Genomic DNA, 23,882 nt, shown 5'->3' on the forward strand with positions numbered 1-23,882 from the left:
GTTGGATGGATATCAAAGTATCCCGTATCTGTCGGGGCGGTTTGCTCGGCGCCATATTTTTGTTCCCCAGTGTCATTGCAGAGGCCCAATCTCTTGAAACCCAGTCCCCTCAAGCCCAGCCCTCTGAGGCCGAGACGGCTGCGCGAAAGTATAGTGGCGGCACTATCGAAGAAGTGTTGGTAACGGCTCGGAAGCGGGCGGAGAACCTCCAGGAAACCCCGGTTGCCGTCACCGCGCTCAGCGGTGACGATCTGCGTGCTCAGGGGATTCTCAGTACCACGGAGTTGAGCAAATCGGTGCCAAGTCTGCAGATAAACGACAGTACGTCGGCGCAGATTTTTATCCGCGGTATCGGGCAGCGTGCGCCGATGGCGCGCTTTGATCCCTCGGTGAGTGTCTATCTTGACGGTATTTTCATTCCGCGCCCCGATGGTCAGCTCCTCGATACTATCGACGTGGAGAGTGTGCAGGTATTGCGCGGGCCGCAGGGCACCCTGTTCGGCAAGAACAACACCGGTGGGGCGCTGGTCTTTACCCTCAGCAAGCCAGGTGAAGAGCGGGGTGGCTATGTTGAGGCAGGGCTGGGAAATTACAATGAGCAGCGCTTGCGTGCGGCGGTCGACGTGCCGGTCAGCGATACCTTTCTCACGCGCTTGTCGTTCAACAGCCAGCGCCGGGATGGCTTTCTGGAAGACCGGGATATTGGTGATACTCAATCCATTGATCGGCTATCTACGATTTTTCAAACCCGCTGGTTGGCCAGTGAATCGCTGACGCTGGATACCTTGGCCTTCTTCGGCAAGATTCGCGAACGTTACCCCACGTATCACTGTAAGTTGATTAACGATGACGCTCTATTCGTCGATGGGCTGGGACTGCTGTGGCCGGGCGATACCGATTCCGCCAACCCCAGCGCCTACCGCGACAATTGTGAGGCCAATAACCGCGATGCGCTGCCTGACCTGGTGACGAATCAGGGCGACGACCAGTATCAGGTGAAAGATCAGGATGTGTTGCTGCTGGGGGCCACGCTCGACTGGGAGCTGAGTGCTGACCACAGTATTAAAGCGATCTTCGGCTACCGCGATGCGGTAAAAGGTGGCCCGCAGAGCAATGCCGACGAGGGTGGTCCAGCACCGTTTCTGCGCGGGATTGTGCTCGGCGACAGCGATCAGGAGTCGCTGACCTTGGAACTGCAGTTCAACGGTCGCCTGTTTGATGGTGCGGTGGACTATACGGCGGGACTGTTCTGGCAGGACGAATACAAGAACGAGCGCTTCCTCGTGGGTAGCCCTCTGGTGGGCGCCGATGCGGCGACACTGGCGCAATTGCTGCTCGGACAGGAGCCCTCGCTCAATTTACCTGTGGGCACTCAGGTGCCGGTCATCGGCGCGCTGGTACCGCTGGCCACCGTACAGGATTTCGAGATATACGGTGAGACGGCGGCCGCCTTCGCCCAGGCAACCTGGCACATTACCGAAGACTGGGAGCTGACCTTGGGTGGACGGTACACCGAAGAGCGTCGTGACTCAGAGCTTGATACCCGCGAGGCGGATCTGGAGGCGGTCAGTCAGGCACTTACCAGCGCCGATCCGCGCTTTGTTCAGCTTGAGCCGTCTATGGGCTTGCACACTTTTCTCGGTACTTGGGCGCAAGACCCGCTGAGCATCGCCCAGAATATTCTGCGCGAAGCCTATCCCGATATTATCGGTGCGCCGCTGGGTGCCCCGACGCACTACGAGGAGAGCAGTACCTTTCGGGAATTTACGCCGATGGCGTCTACGTCGTGGATTCTGCCGGAACAATGGCTGAGCGACAGTTTCCTCGATTCTGCGATGGTCTACGCGACCTGGAGTAATGGTTTTAAATCGGGTTTTCATGAGCCCAGTGGGGTGGATGGCTTGGCCGTGGTGGAGCCTGAGTTGCTGGAGAACCGCGAGGTCGGTTTTAAAATTGACGCCTTCGAACGCTCCGTGCGCCTCAACATCGCACTGTATTCAATGGTCTTCGAGAACATGCAGTTGATTACGGTCAGTGTCGATTCGGCTAACTCGCTGATCGTGACGTCGCAAAACGCGGGCGAGGCCACTATTGAAGGGGGTGAGCTGGAACTGACCTGGCTACCGACGCCCAACACGATGATCAGCCTCAGTTACAGCAACAATAATTACAGCTTTGTGGAGTTTGAAGACACCGCGCTGAAACCGCTGGCGCTATCGGGCACCGCAGTGCCGATAGATCGCAGTGATGAGGAATTTGCCGTGTCGCCAAGGCAGACCGCCGCATTGGGCATTCAGCATATGTTTGCGACCCCGGTGGGACTGTTCACCCCGCGGGTGGACTTCAGCTACAAGGGCGAAATCTATATGGGGCTGGACGACGCATCCTGGGACGTTGCCAAGCGTAATCCGGGGCTGGTGTATGCCGACGACTATGTGCTGGTCGACTTGAGGCTGGGGTGGAGCAATCTCGACAATGACCTGATGGTCGCGGCGTATGTAAAGAATGCTACCGACGAGCGTTATGACATCGGGGCGGTCGCCACGGCGGAATCACTGGGGACGTACGCACAGGCGCTTGGCGATCCGCGTTTACGGTGTCGAGGTGTTCAAGCGTTTTTGATCAGCGCTGCACGCCGCTCAGGGTAAATTGCCCCTGTCCCTGCTCGCCGAGCAGCTCGGCCAGCAGGGGCAGGCAGCTCTCCAACTCGGCCCGCAGTGTCCACGGAGGGTTGATCACAAACATGCCGCTGCCGGCCATACCGCGCTCGCCTGTCAGCGGGCGAATGCTGAGCGTCGCCGACAGATAGTTGCCGGGCACGATCGACTTCAGCTGGCCTTCCAGTTGACGGCTTTCACTGCTGGGCAGCAAGGGATACCAGAGTGCGTAAACGCCCCCGGCAAAACGTTTGACCGCATCCTGCACACAGCGCAGTAGCGTCGCGTAGTCGGTTTTGTCTTCGTAAGGGGGATCAATCAGTACCAGTGCGCGGCGACTGGGGGGAGGCAGCAGGGCACGCAGGCCGGTAAAGCCGTCGCTCTGCGCCAATTTTGCCTGGCGGTAAAATCGCTGCTGTAGCAGGCTGAAATCGCTGGGGTGCAGCTCGAACAAAGCGGCCCGGTCCTGTGTGCGCAGAAGCTGAAGGGCGATCATCGGCGAGCCTGGATACGCGGCAGTCGTTTCCCTCCGGCAGCAGTCTTCGACAACTGCTAGGTATCGTTGCAGAGCTTGGGGTAGAGGACGCTGGTCCCGAGCGGTTTTCAGTCGGGCAATGCCGCTGTCGTACTCGCGGTTCTGGGTGGCGAAGCCACTGTCGAGCGAATAGCAGCCTGCGCCGGCATGGGTGTCGATGTAGAGCAGTCCCGTCTCTTTTTTCTGCAAATAGTCCAGCAGCAGAATTTCCACCAGATGTTTAAGCACATCGGCGTGATTACCGGCATGGAAGCCGTGGCGGTAACTGAGCACAGCCGTCGCTTAGTCGCGGTGGTAGTCGATGCAGAGCTCGACCTCACTGGCGGCGCCGAGAATCACCGGCACCCGCTGGTGAATATGTGTCGGCTGAATGTCGAGGATGGCGCCTTCCGGCGTCCATATTTTCCCGCCGGCCTGCTCGACCAGCAGTCCCATTGGATTGGCTTCGTACATCAGTCGCAGCTTGCCTGCCTGATCAGGCTTGCGGGCATCCCAGGGATAGCAGAACAGGCCGCCACGACAGAGAATGCGGTGGACATCGGCCACCATCGCGGCGACCCAGCGCATATTGTAGTTCTTGCCACGCGGGCCTTCCGCGCCCTGCAGCAACTCGCCGATGTAGCGTTGCATGGCAGGGTGCCAATGACGCTGGTTGGACATATTAATGGCGAATTCCTTGGCCTCTTCGGCAATGCGCACCTGATCTTCGGTCAGCAGGTAAAGGCCTGACTGTGGGTCATAGGTAAACATCACCACGCCCTGGCCAACGGTGAGCACCAGCATCACCGAGGGGCCGTAGAGAATATAGCCCGCGGCAATCTGGTCGCGGCCAGGTTGCAGAAACTCTGCTTCGCTGACGGCCCCTTCGCCCCGGCTGCCCAGCACCGAAAAGATCGTGCCGACCATGCTGTTGATGTCGATATTGGACGAGCCGTCCAGTGGGTCGAACGTCACCAGAAACTCGCCATCGTGATGGGCGGCCACGACCTCATCTTCTTCCTCAGAGGCGATGCCGCGCACACTCGGCAGCACGCCAAGCGCCTGCTTGATGCGATCATTGGCAATCACATCCAGTTTTTTCTGCTCTTCGCCCTGGACGTTCTCGGCGCCAGCGGCCCCGAGGATGTCATTGAGCGCGCCTCCGGCCAGGTCTTCGCGAATGGCAACGCTGACGCCGGCCAGCGTCTCGATAAGCTGGGCCAGACTGGCGGGCGTGTTGCTGCGGCTAAGGTAGTCGGACAGGGTGGCGCGTGACATCGGCGGGCTTCCATGGCGGTCGTTTAAAGGCGTTATTATGCCAGCGGCCTGCAGTGAGTTACAGCGGCCCGGCTTGTCAGGCCGGTCATGCTGATCTAGCTTTGAGGGGCTATGTCACAGTTTTGCAACAGGGAGGTTGCGATGATTAGGGTGATTTTTTTTAGCATGGCCTTAGTGGTCGTCACGGTGCCAACGTCGTGGGCGGCGGACTGGCCTGAGTGCCGTAATGCGAAGCGCGAATCAGTGCGCCTGCAAAAAGCGTTGCGGGATGGGAGGAAGCTGAGCGGCTACAGCAGCGGTTCGGCGATGAAAAAGGCCCGCCGCGATAAAGATATCTGGTTGCGTAAAAACTGCCGCTACCATTCCCGGCGACTGCGGGATCTTGAGCGGGAAATGATGTAGCTCTAACCGCTTACAAAATTTGTCAGACGTGGAGTGGTGCGTTTTAATCACGCTCCACAGGAATCCACTTTTTCAATGCAATGGGGTGAAGCTATGCGACTCAAACAGCTCTTTATGATGGCCTGTCTGCTGGTGGCGGGGGTTGCGCAGGCAGCCGTCACTGAACAGAAAATTACGCTACCCAACGAGCTGGGAAGTGCGGTGCTGTATAAAGCGAAGCGCGCGGATGCCCCGGCTGTTGTAGTTGTGCACGAGTGGTGGGGGCTGAATGATTATGCTCGCAAACGCGCCAAAATGCTGGCTGAAGCCGGGTATACCGCGATTGCTGTTGATATGTACGGCCACGGAAAAACCACGACGCACCCCAAAGACGCGACTGCTTTTATGAATGCGGCGTTGGCGGAACCGGAGAAAATGAACGCGCGATTTGATGCGGCGTTGAGTGTGTTGCGCAAGCAGACAGACGGCAAACTCTACGCCATTGGGTACTGCTTCGGTGGTGCTGTAGTGCTGAATCAGGCGCGGCGCGGATTGGAGCTGGCCGGTGTGGCGAGCTTCCACGGCAGCCTCGGCACCGAGACGCCAGCCAAGGCGGGGGATATCAATGCGGATGTGCTGGTGGCTACCGGCGGTGCTGACCCCATGGTTCCACCCGAGCAGGTAGCGGGGTTTGTTCAGGAAATGTCCGCAGCGGAAGTCGACTTCGAGTTACTGAGCTTCCCCGGAGTGGTTCATGGTTTTACTAATCCGGGCGCGACCGCGCTGGGCAAAAAGCACGGTATGCCTCTCGCTTACGATGTTGAGGCAGATCAGCGAAGCTGGGCGGCGCTGATGCGTATGCTGGAGCACTGATCCTGTGGCGAAAACCCGGCTCTACAAAGTGGCCAAGAGTTCCTTGCACGGCAAGGGGCTGTTCGCCGCTGACGCGATAGCGGTCGATACCGTACTCGGTTGGTGCGACACCGAGGCCACCGGAGAGCCGGGCTTGCATACGCTGACCTTGGCCGATGGTGCTCAGGTCGATGTGTGCTGCGATCTCAAGTACATCAATCACGGCCGCCCGGCCAATGTGATTTACTATGATGACCTCAGCGTGGTGGCGCTACGCGATATTCAGGTGGGCGAAGAACTGCTGCATGACTACGGTGACGAGTGGCCCTGAATTTGCGCTTTACAGCCCGCTTCCCGCCATGACACGGTGCCATCATGAGTAGTAACGACGAGAAATCCCTGCACAGGCTGAAAACCGGGGGGCTGGCCCGACGCCTCGAATTGTCCAAGGTTGGTTTGCGCTACGGTAGCCGCGCTCTGCGGCAGTCGCTGCGCGAGCGGTTTGGTCACGATGAAGAGGCGGCGCTGGCGCAGCGGCGCCAGAATGCTGCGTTCTTTATCGACGAGCTGGGCAAACTCAAGGGCAGTGTCGTCAAAATAGGCCAGGTGATGGCCACTTATGCTGATTACCTGTTGCCGCCGGAAGTGGCCGAGGCGCTGCACAGTCTGGAAGACAATACCCCGCCGATGAGCTGGCGCGCCATGCGCAAGGTGCTTGAGGCCGAGTTGGACGCGGTGCGACTGAGCGAGCTTGAGATTGACGAGGCGCCCCTGGCGGCGGCATCGCTGGGGCAGGTTCACCTTGCTGAACAGCGCAATACCGGCGACACCCTGTGCATCAAAGTACAGTACCCGGGGGTGGCGCAGACCATCGACGCCGATTTTCAGGCGGTAATGGCCTTGCTAAAGCTGTCGCGCCTGATGGATGCCACTCGAAATATCGACGACTGGTTTGGCGATATCCGCCTGTTGCTGCATAAAGAGGTGGACTACGAACAGGAGCGCCGCGACCTCGACTTCGCCTTTGAGCAGCTCTGCAACGAACCTCGCTACGTGGTGTCGCGCAGTTATGCTCGCTACAGCACTCGGCGAGTGCTGACCATGAGTTATGAGGCATCGCTGCCGATGGCCGCGCCGGAAGTGGCGGGGCTGTCGCAAGGCCGTCGCAATGAGCTGGGCAAAGCGCTGCTGCGACTGTTTCTGATTGAGCTGTTCCAGTGGCGACGCATGCAGACGGACCCCAACTTTGGTAACTACCGGGTGCGTATCGACCCCGACGGTGAACGGGATAAGCTGGTGCTGCTGGACTTCGGCGCCATGCGTCTGCTGCCGGTGACGTTTGCCGAGCGCTTCTGCGAGATGATGGTCGCGGCATTTCACCGGGATCGTGAGGCATTCCGGCAATGCAGCATTGACCTCGGTTTTATGAAAGCCGATTTCCCCGAGGCGGTGCTCGACAACTTCGTGGATATCGGCATCGATATTGCCGAACCGCTGCGTCCGGCGGCGGAGGCGCCCGCCGAAGCGCTCGACGATGGCCTCTATAACTGGCGGCGGAGCAATCTGCCCAAGCGGATTGCCAAGCGCGCAGTGGCGGCGTCAATCAGTACCTATTTTGCCTTGCCGCCCAAGGATTTTTTGTATGTGATGCGCAAGCTGATGGGGGTGTATGCGCTGATCGCCCAGCTTGATGCGCGTTTCGACGGAGAGCCCGTGTTTCGGGAGTTTCTGCCCGGCTGACAGGCCTTGAACTTTTGGTTTTTTAGGCATCTAATAAGCGATCGGTATTTTTGGGCTCCCTCACTCCCGAGGGCGCGGAATCAGCAAGGAGGATGTGCATGAGCACCCATCTGCAGCCAGTACAGCAACTTGTGCCGGGTGGTGATCTCTCTGCATATATTCAGGCGGTAGGCAGCATCCCCGTACTCAGCGTTGAGCGGGAGCGGGAGCTGGCGGAAGACCTTCACGACCACGGCAATCTGGAAGCGGCACGCGAACTGGTTATGTCGCACCTGCGCTTTGTTGTGCACATTGCCAAGAGCTACAGTGGCTACGGCTTGCCACAGGCTGACCTGATTCAGGAAGGCAATGTCGGCTTGATGAAAGCGGTCAAACGCTTTGATCCCAGTAAGGGTGTGCGACTGGTGTCGTTCGCCGTGCACTGGATTAAAGCCGAAATCCACGAATATGTGCTGCGCAACTGGCGCATCGTCAAAGTGGCGACCACCAAGGCACAGCGAAAACTGTTCTTCAACCTGCGCAGTGCCAAGAAGCAGCTGGCCTGGTTGAGCAACGACGAAGCGCACGCCGTGGCGGCCGATCTCGGCGTCGACGTGACTGAAGTACGTCGTATGGAAGGTCGGCTGAGTTCGGTAGATGTGGCTTTTGATGCCAGCGACTCCGATGACGACAGCAGCTATGTCGCCCCGGTTCACTACCTCGAAGATCGCAGTCAGGATCCGGCAATGCTGCTGGAGGCTGACAACTGGGAAGAGAGCAATCACCAGAGTCTGGTTCAGGCGCTGGAAGGGCTCGATGAACGCAGCCGCGATATTCTGCAAAGCCGCTGGCTGACAGACAACAAGGCGACACTGCATGACTTGGCTGATCGTTACGGTGTCTCTGCCGAGCGTATTCGCCAGCTTGAAAAAGCGGCCATGAAAAAATTGAAAATGGCGATGGAAGACGCGGACTAAACGCCCTCTTCGGAGCTTGATCTGACGCCCCGCAATGCGGGGCGTTTTTGTTTCTCTCTCCGGCACGCACAATTACGCATACTGATCCGCCGCGCGGCGGGGTAGAAAAGATCTCATAACACAATAACAAGGCTCCCATTGCCCTGTGGGAGAGGGTTTGGTGAATGACGATCTGGCTTGCCTTGGTGATACGCCATGTTGCGCTGCTGCTGCTGTTGCCGATGGTGATGTTGCTGTCGCCCGCCAGGGCGGGCGTTCTCGATATTAACCTCTACCCCTATCTCAGCGATGTGGAAACCGATTCTGCATTGACGGTGAATCTGGCCAGTGACTTGCCGACAGGCTGGTCGTACTTCGGTTTTATCAATCTTTACAAGCAGGAAGGGCGGGGGTCGCTATTGGGGAATCCGGGCTATTACAGCGAGCAGAATTTGCGCTGGCGTTTCCACTCCGAGTCAGCCTTTGATCTGAGCTTTCAGCATAATTTTCGCAGCGGCAGTGACAACGATCGCAGTCGTTTGGGTATCCGCTGGCGGATCAATGACAGCGCACTGCTGGGCGAGAGGCTCCGTGCCTGGCATCTGCGTTACTCCCTCACCTTGCACGCCAAACAGTGGGATCGACGCCCGGAATCGGTCTGGCAGTTGGAGCACAGCTTTCGGCTGGACTTTCCCTGGCTGAGCGACCGCCTGTATCTGGCTGGATTTATCGATCACAGCTTTAATGAATCCCTGCCCAAGGGGTTTCCGGCGAACCCGATCGTTGCCGAGGCGCAGCTTGGCTGGCGGATACGCGGTGGCTGGTATGCGGTAGCCGAGTATCGCCTTAACCAATACCGGCGCTCGGATGTGAATAATCTGGCATTAGGGGTGGAGTACCGCCAGCCCTTCTGACCGCCGCTGGCTTTGCGCGGCACGCCCGGCACTTTACAATACGCCCAGTTTTCACAGGGGTATCAATCTCTATGGCTTTTCTCTTGGCGGGTATTTCCGGTTTTCTTGCAGTGGCGCTTGGCGCATTTGGTGCCCATGGGCTGAAACAGCGTCTGTCTGCCGACATGATGGCGGTGTATGAAACGGCAGTACAGTACCACTTTTATCACACGCTGGCACTGTTGCTGGTTGCGGTGATGTTGCAGCAGGGGGTGCAGAGCGCAGCGCTGCGTGCGTCGGTTTGGTTGTTTGGGCTGGGCATCGTGGTGTTCAGTGGCAGCCTCTACGCACTGGCGATTAGCGGCGTTAAAATTCTGGGCGCGATTACGCCCATCGGTGGTGTGCTGTTCCTGATTGGCTGGGCCTGCCTCGCCTACACCGGCTTCCGGAGTCTGTCATGAGTGAGACTGCGAAGAAAATGCGCCGCATCCGCAGCTTTGTGCTGCGCACCGGGCGGATGACGGAAGGTCAAAAGCGCGCCTACGATCTGCACTGGCCCAGCAAAGGTCTGGAGCTGAAAAACGACGCCATCGTGCTGCCCGAGGTGTTTGGTCGCGACGCGCCCGTAGTGCTGGAAATCGGTTTTGGTATGGGCGATTCGCTGGCGCAGATGGCGGCGGCTGAGCCCGACAAAGACTTTATCGGGGTTGAGGTGCACAGCCCGGGTGTGGGCCGGCTGATGCATCTGATTGATGAATCGGGGATCGAAAACCTGCGCGCCTACTGCGACGATGCGGTTGAGGTGCTGGAGCAATGTATTGCCGATAACAGCCTGAGCCGGGTGCAGATTTACTTCCCCGACCCCTGGCACAAAAAACGCCACCACAAGCGCCGCTTGGTGCAGCCGGAATTTGTGCAGCTGCTGCGTCGCAAACTCAAACCCGGTGGGGTCATTCACTTGGCTACCGACTGGGAAAATTACGCCGAGCATATGATGCTGGTAATGAGCGGGGCAGAAGGGTTTCGCAATACACAGGGCGAGGGGGCGTTCGCGCCGAGGCCTGATTACCGGCCGGTGACCAAGTTTGAAAAGCGCGGTGAGCGCCTGGGTCACGGTGTGTGGGATTTGTTGTTTGAAAAAACGGCGGACTGAGTCCGCCGCTGTCACTTTGCTGGGTTTTGGCTAGGTTCAGGCAAGTTGCTCGCAGTGGAAGCGAATGTGGTCTTCCATGAAGCTCGCAATGAAAAAATAGCTGTGGTCGTAGCCGGGCTGCATGCGCAGGGTCAGGTCTGCGCCACCGGCGGTGGCAGCCGCCTGTAATAGCTCCGGCTTGAGCTGTTCCGACAGGAAGGCGTCGGCACTGCCCTGATCCACCAATATCTTCGGCGCTCGCTGTCCGTGTTGTTGCAGCAGTTCACAGCTATCCGCCTGCTTCCATGTCTCGCGATCATCGCCCAGGTAGTTGCCTAGTGCTTTCTCGCCCCAGGGGCAATGCATCGGTGAACTGATGGGCGCGAAGGCCGACAGGCTGCGGAAGCGCTGGGGGTATTTCAGCCCCAGTGTCAGCGCGCCGTGGCCACCCATGGAGTGTCCGAACAGGCCGCTCTTCTCGGCATCTACCGGGAAGTGGGCGTTGATCAGCTCCGGCAGTTCTTCGCTGATATAGCTCTCCATCTGGTAGTGCCCGGCCCAGGGCTGCTGTGTGGCATTGACGTAGAAGCCAGCGCCCAGACCGAAGTCATAGGCCGCATCGGGGTCGTCGGGCACACCCTCTCCACGAGGACTGGTATCCGGGGCGACAATCGCCACCCCGTAGCGCGCCGCAAACTGCTGGGCACCCGCTTTCTGCACAAAGTTTTCGTCGCTGCAGGTCAGGCCCGACAGCCAGTACAGCACGGGCACCTTGCCGTGTTCGGCCTGGGGTGGCAGAAACACGGAGAAATGCATCAGGCAGTTCAGACTGCGGCTCTGATGAGTGTAGCGGCGTTGCAGGCCGCCAAAGCATTTGTTTTCGGCAATCTGCTCCATAGGTCACTCCCTTCGTTTAGGCTCAGTACAACACGACCGAACGAATACTTTCACCGGCGTGCATCAGGTCGAAGCCTTTGTTGATGTCTTCCAGTGGCATGGTGTGGGTGATCAGGTCATCGATATTGATCTTGCCGTCCATGTACCAGTCTACGATTTTGGGGACATCGGTACGACCACGGGCGCCGCCGAAGGCACTGCCGCGCCATACGCGACCGGTGACCAGCTGGAAGGGGCGAGTGGAAATTTCCTGCCCGGCACCGGCTACACCGATAATCACTGACTCGCCCCAGCCTTTGTGGCAGCACTCGAGTGCCTGGCGCATGGTGGTGACATTGCCGATACACTCAAAGCTGTAGTCGGCTCCGCCGTTGGTCATGTCCACGATGGCTTCGACGACATTGTCGACATCGCGGGGGTTAATGAAATCGGTCATGCCGAATTTGCGTGCCAGCTCAACCTTGGCCGGGTTCAGGTCCACGCCGATGATTTTGTTGGCGCCGACCATGCGGGCGCCCTGAATCACGTTCAGGCCGATGCCGCCCAGACCGAAGACCACCACGTTGCTGCCGGGCTCTACTTTGGCGTCGAAAGCCACAGCGCCAATACCCGTGGTCACGCCACAGCCGATGTAGCAGACCTTGTCGAAAGGCGCGTCTTCGCGGATTTTGGCTACGGCGATTTCCGGCAATACGGTGTAGTTAGAGAAGGTTGAGCAGCCCATGTAGTGTTTCAGTGGTTTGCCATCCAGCGAGAAACGGCTGGTGCCGTCGGGCATCAGGCCCTGGCCCTGTGTCGTACGGATGGACTGACAGAGATTGGTTTTGGGGTTGAGGCAGTATTCGCACTGACGACACTCGGGGGTGTAGAGGGGAATGACGTGGTCACCCGGCTTCACTGAGGTCACGCCCGCGCCCACTTCCACCACAATGCCCGCTCCTTCGTGGCCGAGAATGGTGGGAAATTCGCCTTCGGGGTCGTCGCCCGACAGGGTAAATGCGTCGGTGTGACAGATACCGGTGGCCTTAAGCTCAATCATGACCTCGCCCGCGCGGGGGCCTTCCAGATCGACTTCCAGCACTTCCAGGGGTTTACCAGCACCAAAGGCGACTGCGGCACGTGTTTTCATGGGGCATCCTCTCGAATGAATCAATTTGCCACAGTCTAAATTGGTATCCCTCAAAGAAAAATCCGTTATTTGGTAAACTCATTGTTCCTGTGGTGCAACAGTGGCGTGCTGAGAGAGGAATAGATGAAGCATTGGGATGCGGTGGAAATTCTCGTGCAGGTGGTCGATAGCGGCAGCTTTTCGGCGGCGGCACGTCAACTGGGTATTTCCAAATCCCACGCCAGTCGCCGTTTGAGTGCACTGGAAAATCAGCTCGGTGTGCAGTTGCTCACTCGCAGCACCCGGTCGCTGGCGCTGACGGAAACCGGTGAGGCCTACTACCTGCGTTGCAAAAGCATTCTTGCCCAGATGCGGGAAACCGAGCTGGCGGTAATGGAGCAGCAGGACACCCCGCGCGGCAATCTGCGGATCAGCGTTGCCGGGGCCTTTGGCGAGCGCTATGTCGCACCTGCGGCGGCGGAATTCTTGCACCTGCATCCGGCGCTGAACATGCACATCGATTTCAGCAGTCGCAATGTGGATTTGGTCGAGGAGGGCTACGACCTGGCGATTCGCGCGGGTACGCTGAGGGATTCCTCGTTGATTGCCCGGCGAATCGCCGAGCGACGCTTATTGATCTGTGGCAGCCGGGACTATTTCGATCGTTACGGCATACCGCAAAACCTGCGCGACCTGCGCAATCACAGCTGCCTGGTGGGATCATTGGCGACCTGGCGATTTCGCGAACGCGACGGCCAGCACAGCGAGCTAAAAGTAGAGGGCCGCTGGCGCAGCAACAATGGTCACGCACTGTTGGCGGCGGCTCGGCGAGGTCTGGGCCTGGTACAGTTGCCGGAGTTTTACGTCTACGACGACCTGCAAGCTGGGCGGCTGCAGGCGGTGATGAACGACTATCAACCGACCGATACCGCGGTGTGGGCGGTGTACCCTCACAACCGCCATCTGTCTGCCAAAGTCAGTCTGTTTATCGACTTTCTCTGCGAGCGTTTCCGTCAGATTGACTATCTGAATTGATCGCCGTCGGCTGCCGCCGTCTGGGGAAGCGCACTACCGTGGCGCTCGTTCGGCGCTGAGCCGCCAGTTGCTCGGCCTGTTGATAGACGCGCAATAACTCCTCCGGGCTCATGTCGACGAAGGTATCGAGACGGCTCATGGCCGCAGCAATATCCTGCTCGCCGACACCGGCCTGTGGGGCGCTCTCCGCCTGGTGATATCGCGGATAGCGCCGCCAGGGAAAGACGCTGTTGAACAGCATGCCCAGCAGCACCAGCAAGGTGGCGTTGATTAAGACCGGATTGAGCAACAGGGCAAAACCCTGCGCGTGGATCGCGTCTCCGCCCATCACGGCAAACACGGCCGTGGCAATGCCGGGCGGATGCAGGCAGCGCAGGTAGTACATCGCGCCAACGGACAGACTGGTGGCTGAAATCACTGCCCATTCCAGTGGCAGATAGCGGTAACTCGCCACGCCGATAGCGCCCGCCGCCAGATGTCCGGCCAGTACCGGCCAGGGCTGTGACAGCGCGCCGCCGGGGATGGCAAAGATCAATCCGGCGGAGGCGCCCATCGACGCCAGCGTCCAGGCTAAATAGTGGTCTCCCAGCAACCATTGATTCATCAGGCTCGCCAGACCGATCCCCAAGGCACTGCCCACAATCGACAGCCACTTTTCCAGATGTGAGGTGCTATTGGTTTCAACGCCCAGATAGCGGGCAACGGGATGAAGCAGGGCAAGGCGGGACACGCGTCGAAACTCCGGATACAGCATGGCGGTGATGAGCGGCGCAGTGTACGCTGGCTATTAAGTTCTGTTTAATGAATGTTTTTGTTATTTAAATTCACTATTTGTGTATTAAAAATGGATCGCTCACTGCTCTCAACCTTTCTGGAAATCATGAGCGCCGGCAGTCTGCTGGCCGCCGCCGAACGTCTGCATATCAGCCAAACAGCCGTGACTGCCAGACTCCACAGCCTTGAAGAACAGCTCGGCTGTCGCCTGTTTGTGCGCAATCGCAGCGGTGCCCGACTGACGCCGGAAGGTGAGCGCTTTGCGCCGCATGCTCGTCAGCTCCTGATCCATTGGGAGCAGGCGCAGCAAGCATTGCGTGACGTGGATGTTGAGCGACCGCGACTGGCGGTAGGCGCGGAAACCAGTCTGTGGAATCCGCTGCTCAGCCGCTGGCTGGCCTGGATGAACCGGCAGCCATCTGCCTGCCGTCTTGATGCGCGGGTCGACGAGGCGGAGCGTTTGGGGGAGGCGGTGCAACAGCGGCAGCTCGATGCCGCATTGGTCCATCTTCCCCGTTACCACAGCGCCTTACAGGTGGAGCTGCTGCTGGAGGAAACGCTGTTGCTGGTGGAAACGCCACACCGCGACGGGCCGCTGTATCTGGTGGATTGGGGGCCGGGCTTCGCCGAGCAGTTTGAGGCCAGCCTGCCGCATGAGCGAGAGGGGGCCAGTCACTGCACGCTGGGGCCGCTGGCGTTGCGTGCCATGCTCGACGGGGGCGGTCGGGGCTATTTTCGGCAACGGGTGGTGGCGCCGTATCTCCATAGCGGGGAATTACATACCGTGGCGGGGGCGCCGCAGTTCAGCTATCCGATATATCTGCAATACCGCCGGGAGGATGATCGACCACTGCTCAATGAAGCGCTGGCAGGTTTGCGCCAACTGGCCGCCGAAGACGCCCAGTGGCAGTTGTGACGCGAGGCGCTTAGAGCGCCTCGGCCACCCAATCCAGGGCCTTGCCGTAATGCTCGGGGAGCAAGGGGCGCAGCGCGGTCAGCGCCTCGTGAAGGGGAGCGGTTTCCGGGTGGTTGATATTGATATGGCCGAGCTTGCGGCCGGGGCGCACCTCTTTGCCGTACCAGTACACCTGACAGGCGGGCACTTCCAGCCAGCGGGTTTCCCGCTCCATGCCAATCAGGTTAATCATCGCGCTCTGGCCACGCACTTCCGGGGCCTTCAGCGGCAGGCCGGCGACGGCGCGCAGGTGCATTTCAAACTGGCTGACGCAGGCGCCCGCCTGGGTCCAGTGGCCACTGTTGTGCACTCGCGGTGCCAGCTCATTGACGATCAGGGTATCGTCAACGCGGAAGCATTCCATCGCCATCACGCCAACATAGCTCATGGCATCCATGATCTTGCCGAGCATGGCTTCCGCCTGGCCCTGCAGGTGGTTCACGCGGCTGAGCGGTGCGACGGACGCCATCAGAATGCCGTCACTGTGCAGATTCAGGGTGAGCGGATAGAAGACTTTCTTTCCATCATGGTCGCGCCCGCCGACCAGCGACAGTTCTTCCATAAACGGAATTTTCTGCTCGGCAATCGCCGTGCCGCGCCAGTCTTCGGGTACGGGCTCCGGCTGGACACAGTCGAGCCAGTATTGCCCTTTGCCGTCGTAGCCGCCGGTGCGGCGTTTCAGCAGGACCTTTTCGCCCAGCGCATCGTGAAGTTCCCGGGATGCCGTTTCGGCTTCCACGTCACGCCACGGGGCTGTGGCAACGCCAAGGCTGTCGAGCAGCGACTTCTGGTGGAAGCGATCGGCGATGCGCCAGAATACGTCGGCGTTGACGAAGTTGGGGTGCTGGCTGAGCAGCGTGGTCATCGGGGTTTCCGGCCACTGTTCGCGCTCCGCGGTGACCAGATCGCCATCACCGATTTCCGGCAGATTGCGGTCGTCAGGGTCGAGCGGAATCACGCGCAGGGCCAGCGGGTAGGCCGCCTGTTGAAGCATGGCGCCCAGTTGACCGGCGCCCAGTACCCAAACTGTCTGCATCAGGCCTCCCGCGGATCCGGGTTGTCTAGCACGGCGTCGGTCTGGGTTTTGCGGAAGTGCTCGAGGCGTCCGGCGAGTTCAGTGTCGTGCGTCGCCAGAATCTGGCAGGCCAGCAGTCCGGCGTTAAATGCGCCAGCCGTGCCAATCGCCAGGGTGCCCACGGCGATCCCCTTGGGCATCTGCACGATCGACAGCAGGCTGTCCATGCCATTCAATGCGCGACTTTGTACTGGCACGCCCAGCACCGGCAGGCGGGTTTTGGAGGCCACCATGCCGGGCAGGTGAGCGGCGCCACCGGCGCCGGCGATAATGACAGAATAGCCGTTATCGACAGCGCTCTCGGCAAAGGCCATCAGTTTATCCGGTGTGCGGTGTGCAGAGACCACTTCTACGTGATGCTCCACGCCCAGTTCGGTCATGATCTCGGTGGCGGGGCGCATGGTGTCCCAATCGCTTTTAGAGCCCATGATCAGGGCGACTTTTGCTGACATTCGCTTTGGTCCTGTCGCGTGAAAACCGCGCATTATAAAGGAATTTTTCGCCGCTGCGCGCCTGAATTGGTGGTTTATTGAGCGGATTTGGCTTTCTTGGGCTGTTGCGAGTCGATCCGGCGGGCTCTGCATCGGATTGTGGCGCGTATACCGCAGTACTGTCATCCGCGAAACGCATGTGGAACACTGCACTCAACGCCGCCATATCGCCTGGGAGAATCATGCACGAAACTCTGCCATTACTGGAGCTTATCGACTTTCCGTCGCTGAATCGGGGGGCACTGGAAACGCTGCAGGTGAACCTCGGTTATCGCTGCAATCAGCGCTGTCTTCACTGTCATGTGAATGCCGGGCCGACCCGAACTGAGATGATGACGGAGGAGCATCTTGCGCTGATCCCCAAGGTTTTGGCCGCACGTAATATTGCCCAGCTGGATTTGACGGGTGGCGCCCCGGAGCTGCATCCCGGGTTTCGCGATCTGGTGAGTGAGGCGACCGCGATGGGGGTGAAGGTTATCGACCGCTGTAACCTCACGATTCTGTTTGAGCCGGGGCAGGAGGGACTGGCAGAGTTCCTGGCTGACCAGGAGGTTGACGTGGTTGCGTCACTGCCCTGCTATTCTCTGGATAATGTCGATGCCCAGCGTGGCGAGGGCGTCTTCGACAAAAGTATCGCGGCACTGCAAGCCCTGAATTCGCTGGGTTACGGTGAGCCGGGATCGGGGCGGGTGCTCAATCTGGTCTACAACCCGCAGGGGCCGTCACTGCCGCCCCAGCAGCAAGCGCTCGAGGCCGATTACCGTCGGGAGTTACAGGCGCACTTCGGGATTGTCTTCAATCAGTTGTTTGCGCTGGCGAATATGCCGATTCAGCGTTTTGGGTCTACGCTGATTTCCCGTGGGCAGTTCGGTGATTATCTGCAGTTGCTCAGGGACAGCTACAGTGAGGACAACCTGCACTCAGTGATGTGTCGCAGCCTGGTCAGTGTGGATTGGCAGGGCTACCTTTATGACTGTGATTTCAATCAGCAGTTGGGCTTGGCGGTTCCCGGTTCACGTCGGCATCTGCGCGATTTGCTCACGGACAGTTTGGATGAGCAGCCAATTCGAGTTGCGGGGCACTGTTTTGGCTGCACGGCCGGGCAGGGCAGCAGTTGCGGAGGTGCGTTGTAGGGGTGTCCCGACAGCGTGCGGCCAAACCTTTACGATCAAAACAGGGAAGAATTATGCGTTATCGATTGCTGGGCGACTCGACGATCGAGGTCAGCGAAATTTGCCTGGGGACCATGACCTGGGGTGAGCAGAACAACCGGGACGAAGCGTTTGCGCAAATGGATTATGCGCGGTCTCGTGGCGTCAATTTTTTCGACACTGCTGAGATGTATCCGGTGCCACCCGTCGCCGAGACACAGGGCCGTACCGAGCAGTACATCGGCCACTGGCTGCGCCAGCGTGGCAAGCGCGATGATATTGTGCTGGCCAGCAAAGCGACGGGGCCGGGGCACGAACATATTCGACAGGCAGCCGGGCTGACGCGTGACAGCCTGCTCGCCGCGTTTGAAGGCAGTCTGGCGCGTCTGCAAACCGATTATCTCGACCTCTATCAGATTCATTGGCCCAATCGCGAAACGAATTTTTTCGGCAAGCTTGGCTATCAATACAGCGAAGACAGTCACGATGTACTCGCCAACCAGCATGAGCTGCTGGCGACGTTGGCAGATCTGGTGGCGGCCGGACAGATTAAAACGGTCGGCCTGAGCAATGAGACCCCCTGGGGCGTGATGAACTTCCTGAGGCTGGCTGACCGCTATGCGCTGCCGAGGGTGGTGAGTATTCAGAACCCCTACAATCTGCTTAACCGCAGTTTTGAAGTGGGTTTGGCGGAAATGGCGATGCGAGAGCGGGTGGGCTTGCTGGCCTATTCCCCGCTGGCCTTCGGAGTGTTGGCGGGCAAGTACCGTGACGGGGCGCGACCGGCGGGGGCACGCCTGACGCTGTTCGATCGTTTTCAGCGCTATAACAACCCCCAGGCTGTCGCGGCCGCCGAGGCCTATGCGCAAGTGGCCGAAAAGCACGGTTTGGACTTTGCGCAGATGTCGCTGGCCTTTATCAATCGCCAGCCATTTGTGACCAGCAATATTATCGGCGCGACCAGCCTGACTCAGCTCAAGAGCAATATCGACAGCGCCGGTCTGGCGCTGAGCGAGGCGGTGCTAAGCGATATCGAGGCTGTGCATACGGCGTATCCTAATCCCGCGCCATGATCAGTGTGTGCGATCAGAAACGGTAGCTGAGTCGGGCGCCGTATTCTTTCGGGTCACCGACAAAGACGGCGTCGATACCCAATGACGGGTTGTTGAAGCGGTCGGTGACGTAAAAGGTATCCGTCAGGTTTTTGCCGTAGAGCTCGGCGCGCCAACTGTCGTTTTGCCAGCCCAGTCGGGCGGAAAACAGGTCGCGGGCATCGGCCATCAGGGTCGGCGTATTCTCTCGGTCGGTGAAGCTGTTTTCACTGCGCGACCAGCTCAGGTCGGCAAACAGGCCGCTGTTGTGTTGGTAATTCAATCCCAGCGTGGCGGTCAGGCGGGGTGCATTGGGGAAGTGCTTGCCGTTAAAACTTTCCTCTTCATCGATATAGTCGACAAATTCCGTGTCGGTATAGCCGACGCCGCCAAACAGGCTCAGCCCGGCCAGCAGCTCGCCACGGAACTCCAGTTCTATCCCCTGAGCACGCGCTTCACCGGCGTTGTCGGTGCGGAAGGTGGAGGCATCCACGCGTACACCAATCTGCATATCGTCGTAATCCACACGGAACAAGCTGCCCTGAACATACCAGCGCTCGCCCTGATATTTCAGACCGAGATCCCAGTTCTTGGTGTACTCGGGGCCGTAAGTGGGCGACTGTCCATCACTGACGAAATCCACTGAGCCCGCACGGTAACCGTAGCTGTGGGTAATAAAAGCGCTGAAAACATCGGTAATCTGATAGCTGAGCGCGAGTTTGGGCAACCATACCTCGTCGCCGTTGGGGGCGGTTGCGTCGCTGTCCAGCACCGCTGCCAGTACGGGGCCAACATTGGTGGGCAGCGTTGTGCCGGTGATCGGGTCGACCGGGTAGGCCTCGTCAACAATAAAGGCGCTGCGATTATCGGCGTCGTTTTCCTCATAGCGCGCGCCAAGCGTCAAGGTCAGCGACTGGCTGAGGTCGATGTCTGCTTCAGCGTAAAGCGCCTGCGTTTCCGCTTCCCGCTTGGCCAGCAGATCGGCGAAGGCGCGCACCTGAAGGCCACTTATCGAGTAAATCAGCCCTTCAGTACGCGAACTGCCATCCAGCGTGTCTTCGGCATAGTAAGCGCCAACCACGGCCCGCAATCCGGGGCGGTCGATATGGAAGCGCAGCTCTGCAGCATTGTTTGTTGCGTCGGTGGTGTTAACGAAAAAGCCGTTATCGTCGGCGGAAACGTCGTAGTCACCCTTGCGGCGGTTGTAGCTGTCGGAGTGGCTAAGAATCCACTCCAGGCGGCTGGTTTCTCCGATTTGCAGCTGTTGATTCAGGCTGACCAGCAAGGTGTCGTCGAGGTAATACCCATCAACATTATCGGTAGAGATACGCTGCTCTGCGGTGGCGGGCGGAATGTACTCATTGCCTTCGCGGAGCTTGGTGGATTGCACATTCAGCATGGCCTGATAGCGGTCGTTGCTCCAGCCCAGTTTGGCGCGTTGCAGATACCGCGTGCGGGCCTGCCACTCGTCATCGTTGAGCGTGGTATTGGTGACTTCGCCATCGCTGTGGTTTGTCTCGCCGGCGTAGCGCGCCGAAAAGCCGCCACCCAGTGCACCGCCAACCGCAATGCCCGCTTCTTGTCCACCGTAGTTGGAGACACCGGCTTTGACGTGTCCGTTAAGCTCGTCGCCGGGATCGCGGGTATTGATGAAGATTGCCCCTGCCAGTGAGCCGGGGCCGAAAGCTGTTGACTGCGGGCCACGGTAGAATTCCACTTGCTCCACATCCCAGGTGTTACCTACACCCCGGCCCGGCGCACGGGCACCATCGATAAATACGCTGACGGTCGGTCGTCCGGCACCGCCGGGGCCGATACCCTCGTTGGAAATGCCGCGCACCGAGAATTTGTCTTCCTTGGCGGCGTTCACATTGGGTGTGCGCAGCAGCAGGTCGTACAGATCGCGAATATTGCGCGCCTCAATCTCCTGCTCGCTCACAATGCTGATGCTGGAAATGGTTTCCAGGCTGCTGCGTTGCATCGGTTCGCCGGTTACGCGGATTTCTTCCAGCTTGGTTGGCGTTGCGGCAAGGCCGAGCTGGCTTAGGCTGGCAGCGAGTACGGCGGCACTGAGGCGGTAGGGGCGATGCGGCATGGGGTGTCCTGAGAGTCGGTTTTTGTAGTGAAGGCGCAAATAATAAGCAATCTCAGTAACGGTTTAAATAGCGGCCGTTGCTTAAACGTCGATACTCGCGTTTTTAATGGGAGGAATTGGGTAGATTGCAGCGGAAAACCGTCTTCCGCTGCGTGTGACTAGGCGCGACAGATTCGACTGAGCACCGCTTTCAGATACCGCGTTTCGGGAATGGCGGGATGCACGGGGTGATCAGCGCCTTGCATGCCCTCCGCTAAAATCTGGGCGTGGCGGTCGATATGTCTCGATGCCGCGCGAACGATATCCAGCAGTTCCTCTCTTGGCATATGCATCGAACAGGAGCCCGACAGCAGGTAGCCGCCGGGCTCAAGCAGCCGCATCGCCAGCTCGTTGATACGGCGATAGGCCTGAATGCCTTCTTTCTGATCTTTCTTGCGTTTTATAAAGGCGGGAGGATCAACCACAATCACATCGAAGCGCTGACCGTCTTCCTTGAGCTGGCGCAGTGCCGCGAAGGCATCGCCGTGCAGCGTGTTAAAACGGTCGCTGATACCGTTCAGCGCAGCGTTTTCGTGGGCCTTTTCCAGCGCCAGTTCAGAGGCATCATTACACCAGACTTCGCTGGCGCCAAAGGCGCCCGCCTGTACGCCGAAGCTGCCCACATAGCTGAACACGTCCAGTACACGTTTGCCTTTGACAATATCCCGCAGCCAGGCGCGGTTGGGGCGCTGGTCGTAGAACCAGCCGGTCTTCTGGCCGCTGGCCAGCGGCGCCACAAAGCGAACGCCGTTTTCTACCAGCTCAACATCCTCCGGCGACTGACCGAGCACGCACTCCACCTCACTGGGCAGGCCTTCCAACTGGCGAACCGAGGCGTCGTTGCGCAGCAGGATGGAGGCGGGAGCAAGCAGTGTTTCCAGCGCTGCCAGCACGGGCTCACGCAGCGCTTCCATTCCCGCCGTATTGAATTGAACCGACAGATGATCGCCGAAGCGGTCGACGACCAGGCCGGGAAGCAGATCGCTTTCCCCGTAGACGAGCCGATAGCAAGGGTGCTCGAAAAGCTGTTCTCGCAAGGCAAGCGCCTGCTGAAGTCGTTGTTCGATATCGCGCTGAGCGAACGGTGTTTGCCCCTGACTCAACAGTCGCGCGCAGATCAGGGACTGGGGATTCACATACGCGACGCCCAGCGGCTTTCCCTGAGACGACTCCACCAGCACTTGCTGTCCGGGTTCGAAACTCTTCAGCGGGCTGGCCTGTTTATCCACCTCGTTGCTGTAAATCCACAGGTGTCCTCCCCGCAGGCGGCGTTCTTCGTTCTTGTTCAATCGCAGGGTAGCCAGGGTCATGGTCGGTGCTCGCAGGAGGGGACGTGAAGGGGCGCATTATCGATGAATGTTGCCGCTTCGACCAGTGGCCTGACCCGAAATGAACTCGCTGGGGCAGAGTGTCTCTGCTAGCTTGTGAGGGTGATATATCCACGATTTACGACCACTAAAAAAACAATAATGGCCCGATTAGGCCCATGTCGAGGAGAGCGTTATGAGTCAGTGTCCCCACGTTAATCTGTTGAGTTTGGATGCCTATGTCGGCGGTATGCCCTATGAGGAGCTGGCAAAAGTCCGTCAGCAGGGTTCGATGGTTTACATGGACGACCCGGAGAACGGTGTGCCCTGTTGGGCGGTGGTTAAACGCGATGCGCTGGATTTTGTATCTCAGCATCCTGAATTGTTTTCCTCCAATCTCAAGGGAGCCTTTCCGATGGAAGTGCCGCCAGAGGAAGTTGAGATTCAGGCGGTGATGCAGGAGAACATCATCATTGCCATGGATCCGCCCAAGCATATGAAGTATCGCAAGATCCTTCGTGACGCCTTCACGCCTAAGGCGGTGGCGGATATGGAGAGCTGGTTGAGAAAGGGGGCGCGTCAGATTGTTGATCGTGTGGCGAAAAAAGGACGCTGCGAATTTGTGGAAGAGGTCGCCGCCGAGCTGCCGCTGATGGCGATTCTCGAATTGCTGGGTGTGCCGCAGGAAGACAGAAAGCAGTTCTTCGACTGGACCAATACCATGACCTTCGCCGATGATCCCGATGTGGCAACGACGCGCGACGAGGCCAATGCCGCCAGCTTCGAGGTGATTGCCTACGCGGCGGAACTGGCTGCCAAGCAGCGCGAGAACCCCACCAGTCCGGTGGTGCAGGCGCTGCTCAATGGCGAGGTGGATGGTGAGCCAGTTACCGAAGAAATGTTTGCCTGGATGTTCATCCTGATTATGGTGGGCGGCAATGAAAGCACGCGCACGGCGACCTCTCACGGTATGCGACTGCTGATTGAGCATCCTGACCAACTGCAGCATTTGGTCGACCACCCGGAAGATATTCCCGACGCCATCGAAGAAATGTTGCGCTACAACACCGCATTTATCGCCATGCGTCGCACGGCCACGCAGGATGTTGAGTGGAATGGGCATCACATCAAGAAAGGCGACAAGGTGGTGCTGCACTATCACGCGGTCAACCATGATGAAGACGTGTTTGGCGATGATGCGCTGCGCTTTGATATTCACCGTGCCAAGCGCATGCCGAGCATGCGGCGGGAGATTCGCTCCTTCGGTATTGGCGAGCACTTCTGCTTGGGGATGAACCTGGCGCGAATGGAGCTGAAGGTGATTTTTGAGGAGTTGATTCCCCGGTTGCGCAATCCCGAATTTGCTGGCGAGGTACGCTACATGCGCTCCTTCTTCATCAACACCATAAAAGCGATGCCTATTCGCTTTGACCCGGAGGAGTGACGTGGGGAACCGCTGCGCGAATGCTGACTCGAAACGAG

The 23,882-nt window shown here is 59.0% G+C and carries 23 protein-coding genes; 14 read left to right on the forward strand and 9 right to left on the reverse strand.

Annotation, left to right across the window (positions count from 1 at the left end; translation table 11 throughout):
* The first annotated feature begins 5 nt into the window (after nt 1–5).
* The gene (locus AC5DB9_RS01530; protein WP_272993752.1) at nt 6–2,648 is read left to right on the forward strand and encodes a TonB-dependent receptor; all 2,643 of its coding nucleotides are present in this window, start codon (nt 6–8) and stop codon (nt 2,646–2,648) included.
* Here AC5DB9_RS01530 and AC5DB9_RS01535 read toward each other — a convergent pair.
* Complete coding sequence (locus AC5DB9_RS01535; protein WP_272993750.1) at nt 2,623–3,465, reverse strand: 23S rRNA (adenine(2030)-N(6))-methyltransferase RlmJ; 843 nt, start codon at nt 3,463–3,465, stop codon at nt 2,623–2,625. The two genes, AC5DB9_RS01530 and AC5DB9_RS01535, sit on opposite strands and share 26 nt — an antisense overlap.
* Nucleotides 3,466–3,474: 9 nt before the next feature.
* Nucleotides 3,475–4,449 carry a class 1 fructose-bisphosphatase gene (locus AC5DB9_RS01540; RefSeq protein WP_022959245.1) on the reverse strand — a complete coding sequence of 325 codons (975 nt, stop codon included), beginning with the start codon at nt 4,447–4,449 and terminating at the stop codon, nt 3,475–3,477.
* A gap of 141 nt (nt 4,450–4,590) precedes the next feature.
* On the opposite strand from AC5DB9_RS01540, the gene AC5DB9_RS01545 reads away from it, so the two are divergent.
* The 8 genes from AC5DB9_RS01545 to trmB all read left to right on the forward strand — a co-directional run bounded on the left by AC5DB9_RS01545 (nt 4,591) and on the right by trmB (nt 10,403).
* Nucleotides 4,591–4,851, forward strand: coding sequence for a hypothetical protein (locus tag AC5DB9_RS01545; RefSeq protein WP_022959246.1), 261 nt, complete (start codon nt 4,591–4,593; stop codon nt 4,849–4,851).
* Nucleotides 4,852–4,944: 93 nt separating this feature from the next.
* Entirely contained in the window at nt 4,945–5,703 is a 759-nt protein-coding gene (locus AC5DB9_RS01550) for a dienelactone hydrolase family protein (protein WP_273009703.1), read from the forward strand.
* 4 nt (nt 5,704–5,707) lie between these two features.
* Nucleotides 5,708–6,013: an SET domain-containing protein-lysine N-methyltransferase gene (locus AC5DB9_RS01555; RefSeq protein ID WP_272994488.1), complete on the forward strand. Its 306-nt coding sequence runs from the start codon at nt 5,708–5,710 to the stop codon at nt 6,011–6,013.
* Nucleotides 6,014–6,057: 44 nt separating this feature from the next.
* The gene (locus AC5DB9_RS01560; protein WP_272994490.1) at nt 6,058–7,422 is read left to right on the forward strand and encodes an ABC1 kinase family protein; all 1,365 of its coding nucleotides are present in this window, start codon (nt 6,058–6,060) and stop codon (nt 7,420–7,422) included.
* 98 nt (nt 7,423–7,520) lie between these two features.
* Complete coding sequence (gene rpoH, locus AC5DB9_RS01565; RefSeq protein WP_272994492.1) at nt 7,521–8,378, forward strand: RNA polymerase sigma factor RpoH; 858 nt, start codon at nt 7,521–7,523, stop codon at nt 8,376–8,378.
* A 164-nt stretch (nt 8,379–8,542) separates the two neighbouring features.
* Complete coding sequence (locus AC5DB9_RS01570) at nt 8,543–9,271, forward strand: hypothetical protein (protein WP_272994495.1); 729 nt, start codon at nt 8,543–8,545, stop codon at nt 9,269–9,271.
* 71 nt (nt 9,272–9,342) lie between these two features.
* On the forward strand, nt 9,343–9,711 hold the full coding sequence (locus AC5DB9_RS01575) for a DUF423 domain-containing protein (protein WP_022959252.1): 369 nt from the start codon (nt 9,343–9,345) through the stop codon (nt 9,709–9,711).
* Entirely contained in the window at nt 9,708–10,403 is a 696-nt protein-coding gene (gene trmB, locus AC5DB9_RS01580; protein WP_272994498.1) for a tRNA (guanosine(46)-N7)-methyltransferase TrmB, read from the forward strand. The genes AC5DB9_RS01575 and trmB overlap by 4 nt, the downstream gene beginning before the upstream one ends.
* 36 nt (nt 10,404–10,439) lie before the next feature.
* On the opposite strand, the gene fghA is transcribed toward trmB, so the two are convergent.
* Together fghA and AC5DB9_RS01590 are read right to left on the reverse strand one after the other, a co-directional pair.
* Entirely contained in the window at nt 10,440–11,279 is an 840-nt protein-coding gene (gene fghA, locus AC5DB9_RS01585) for an S-formylglutathione hydrolase (RefSeq protein WP_022959254.1), read from the reverse strand.
* 22 nt (nt 11,280–11,301) lie between these two features.
* On the reverse strand, nt 11,302–12,408 hold the full coding sequence (locus AC5DB9_RS01590; RefSeq protein WP_022959255.1) for an S-(hydroxymethyl)glutathione dehydrogenase/class III alcohol dehydrogenase: 1,107 nt from the start codon (nt 12,406–12,408) through the stop codon (nt 11,302–11,304).
* Between the two features lie 123 nt (nt 12,409–12,531).
* Here AC5DB9_RS01590 and AC5DB9_RS01595 point away from each other — a divergent pair, with 123 nt between their 5' ends.
* Complete coding sequence (locus tag AC5DB9_RS01595) at nt 12,532–13,422, forward strand: LysR family transcriptional regulator (protein ID WP_272994501.1); 891 nt, start codon at nt 12,532–12,534, stop codon at nt 13,420–13,422.
* Here AC5DB9_RS01595 and AC5DB9_RS01600 read toward each other — a convergent pair.
* Nucleotides 13,373–14,152, reverse strand: a complete 780-nt coding sequence (locus AC5DB9_RS01600; protein ID WP_272994503.1) for an HPP family protein — start codon at nt 14,150–14,152, stop codon at nt 13,373–13,375. The genes AC5DB9_RS01595 and AC5DB9_RS01600 overlap by 50 nt on opposite strands.
* 114 nt (nt 14,153–14,266) lie before the next feature.
* Between AC5DB9_RS01600 and AC5DB9_RS01605 the strand changes: the two genes are divergently transcribed.
* The gene (locus tag AC5DB9_RS01605) at nt 14,267–15,112 is read left to right on the forward strand and encodes a LysR family transcriptional regulator (RefSeq protein ID WP_272994505.1); all 846 of its coding nucleotides are present in this window, start codon (nt 14,267–14,269) and stop codon (nt 15,110–15,112) included.
* Nucleotides 15,113–15,122: 10 nt separating this feature from the next.
* On the opposite strand, the gene purK is transcribed toward AC5DB9_RS01605, so the two are convergent.
* Complete coding sequence (gene purK, locus AC5DB9_RS01610; protein ID WP_272994506.1) at nt 15,123–16,187, reverse strand: 5-(carboxyamino)imidazole ribonucleotide synthase; 1,065 nt, start codon at nt 16,185–16,187, stop codon at nt 15,123–15,125.
* Entirely contained in the window at nt 16,187–16,678 is a 492-nt protein-coding gene (gene purE / locus AC5DB9_RS01615; RefSeq protein WP_022959260.1) for a 5-(carboxyamino)imidazole ribonucleotide mutase, read from the reverse strand. The genes purK and purE overlap by 1 nt, the downstream gene beginning before the upstream one ends.
* A gap of 221 nt (nt 16,679–16,899) precedes the next feature.
* Between purE and arsS the strand changes: the two genes are divergently transcribed.
* Together arsS and AC5DB9_RS01625 are read left to right on the forward strand one after the other, a co-directional pair.
* Nucleotides 16,900–17,850, forward strand: a complete 951-nt coding sequence (arsS, locus tag AC5DB9_RS01620; protein ID WP_272994510.1) for an arsenosugar biosynthesis radical SAM (seleno)protein ArsS — start codon at nt 16,900–16,902, stop codon at nt 17,848–17,850.
* A 53-nt stretch (nt 17,851–17,903) separates the two neighbouring features.
* On the forward strand, nt 17,904–18,941 hold the full coding sequence (locus AC5DB9_RS01625) for an NADP(H)-dependent aldo-keto reductase (RefSeq protein ID WP_272994512.1): 1,038 nt from the start codon (nt 17,904–17,906) through the stop codon (nt 18,939–18,941).
* A gap of 13 nt (nt 18,942–18,954) precedes the next feature.
* Here AC5DB9_RS01625 and AC5DB9_RS01630 read toward each other — a convergent pair whose 3' ends face one another.
* Both AC5DB9_RS01630 and AC5DB9_RS01635 read right to left on the reverse strand, forming a co-directional pair.
* Nucleotides 18,955–21,054: a TonB-dependent receptor gene (locus AC5DB9_RS01630; RefSeq protein WP_272994513.1), complete on the reverse strand. Its 2,100-nt coding sequence runs from the start codon at nt 21,052–21,054 to the stop codon at nt 18,955–18,957.
* A 158-nt stretch (nt 21,055–21,212) separates the two neighbouring features.
* A complete protein-coding gene (locus AC5DB9_RS01635) occupies nt 21,213–22,403 on the reverse strand; it encodes a class I SAM-dependent rRNA methyltransferase (protein ID WP_272994514.1) in 1,191 nt (396 codons plus the stop codon).
* 193 nt (nt 22,404–22,596) lie between these two features.
* Between AC5DB9_RS01635 and AC5DB9_RS01640 the strand changes: the two genes are divergently transcribed.
* Entirely contained in the window at nt 22,597–23,844 is a 1,248-nt protein-coding gene (locus tag AC5DB9_RS01640) for a cytochrome P450 (protein ID WP_272994515.1), read from the forward strand.
* The last annotated feature ends 38 nt before the right edge of the window (nt 23,845–23,882 follow it).

The organism is Spongiibacter sp., from assembly GCF_984394615.1.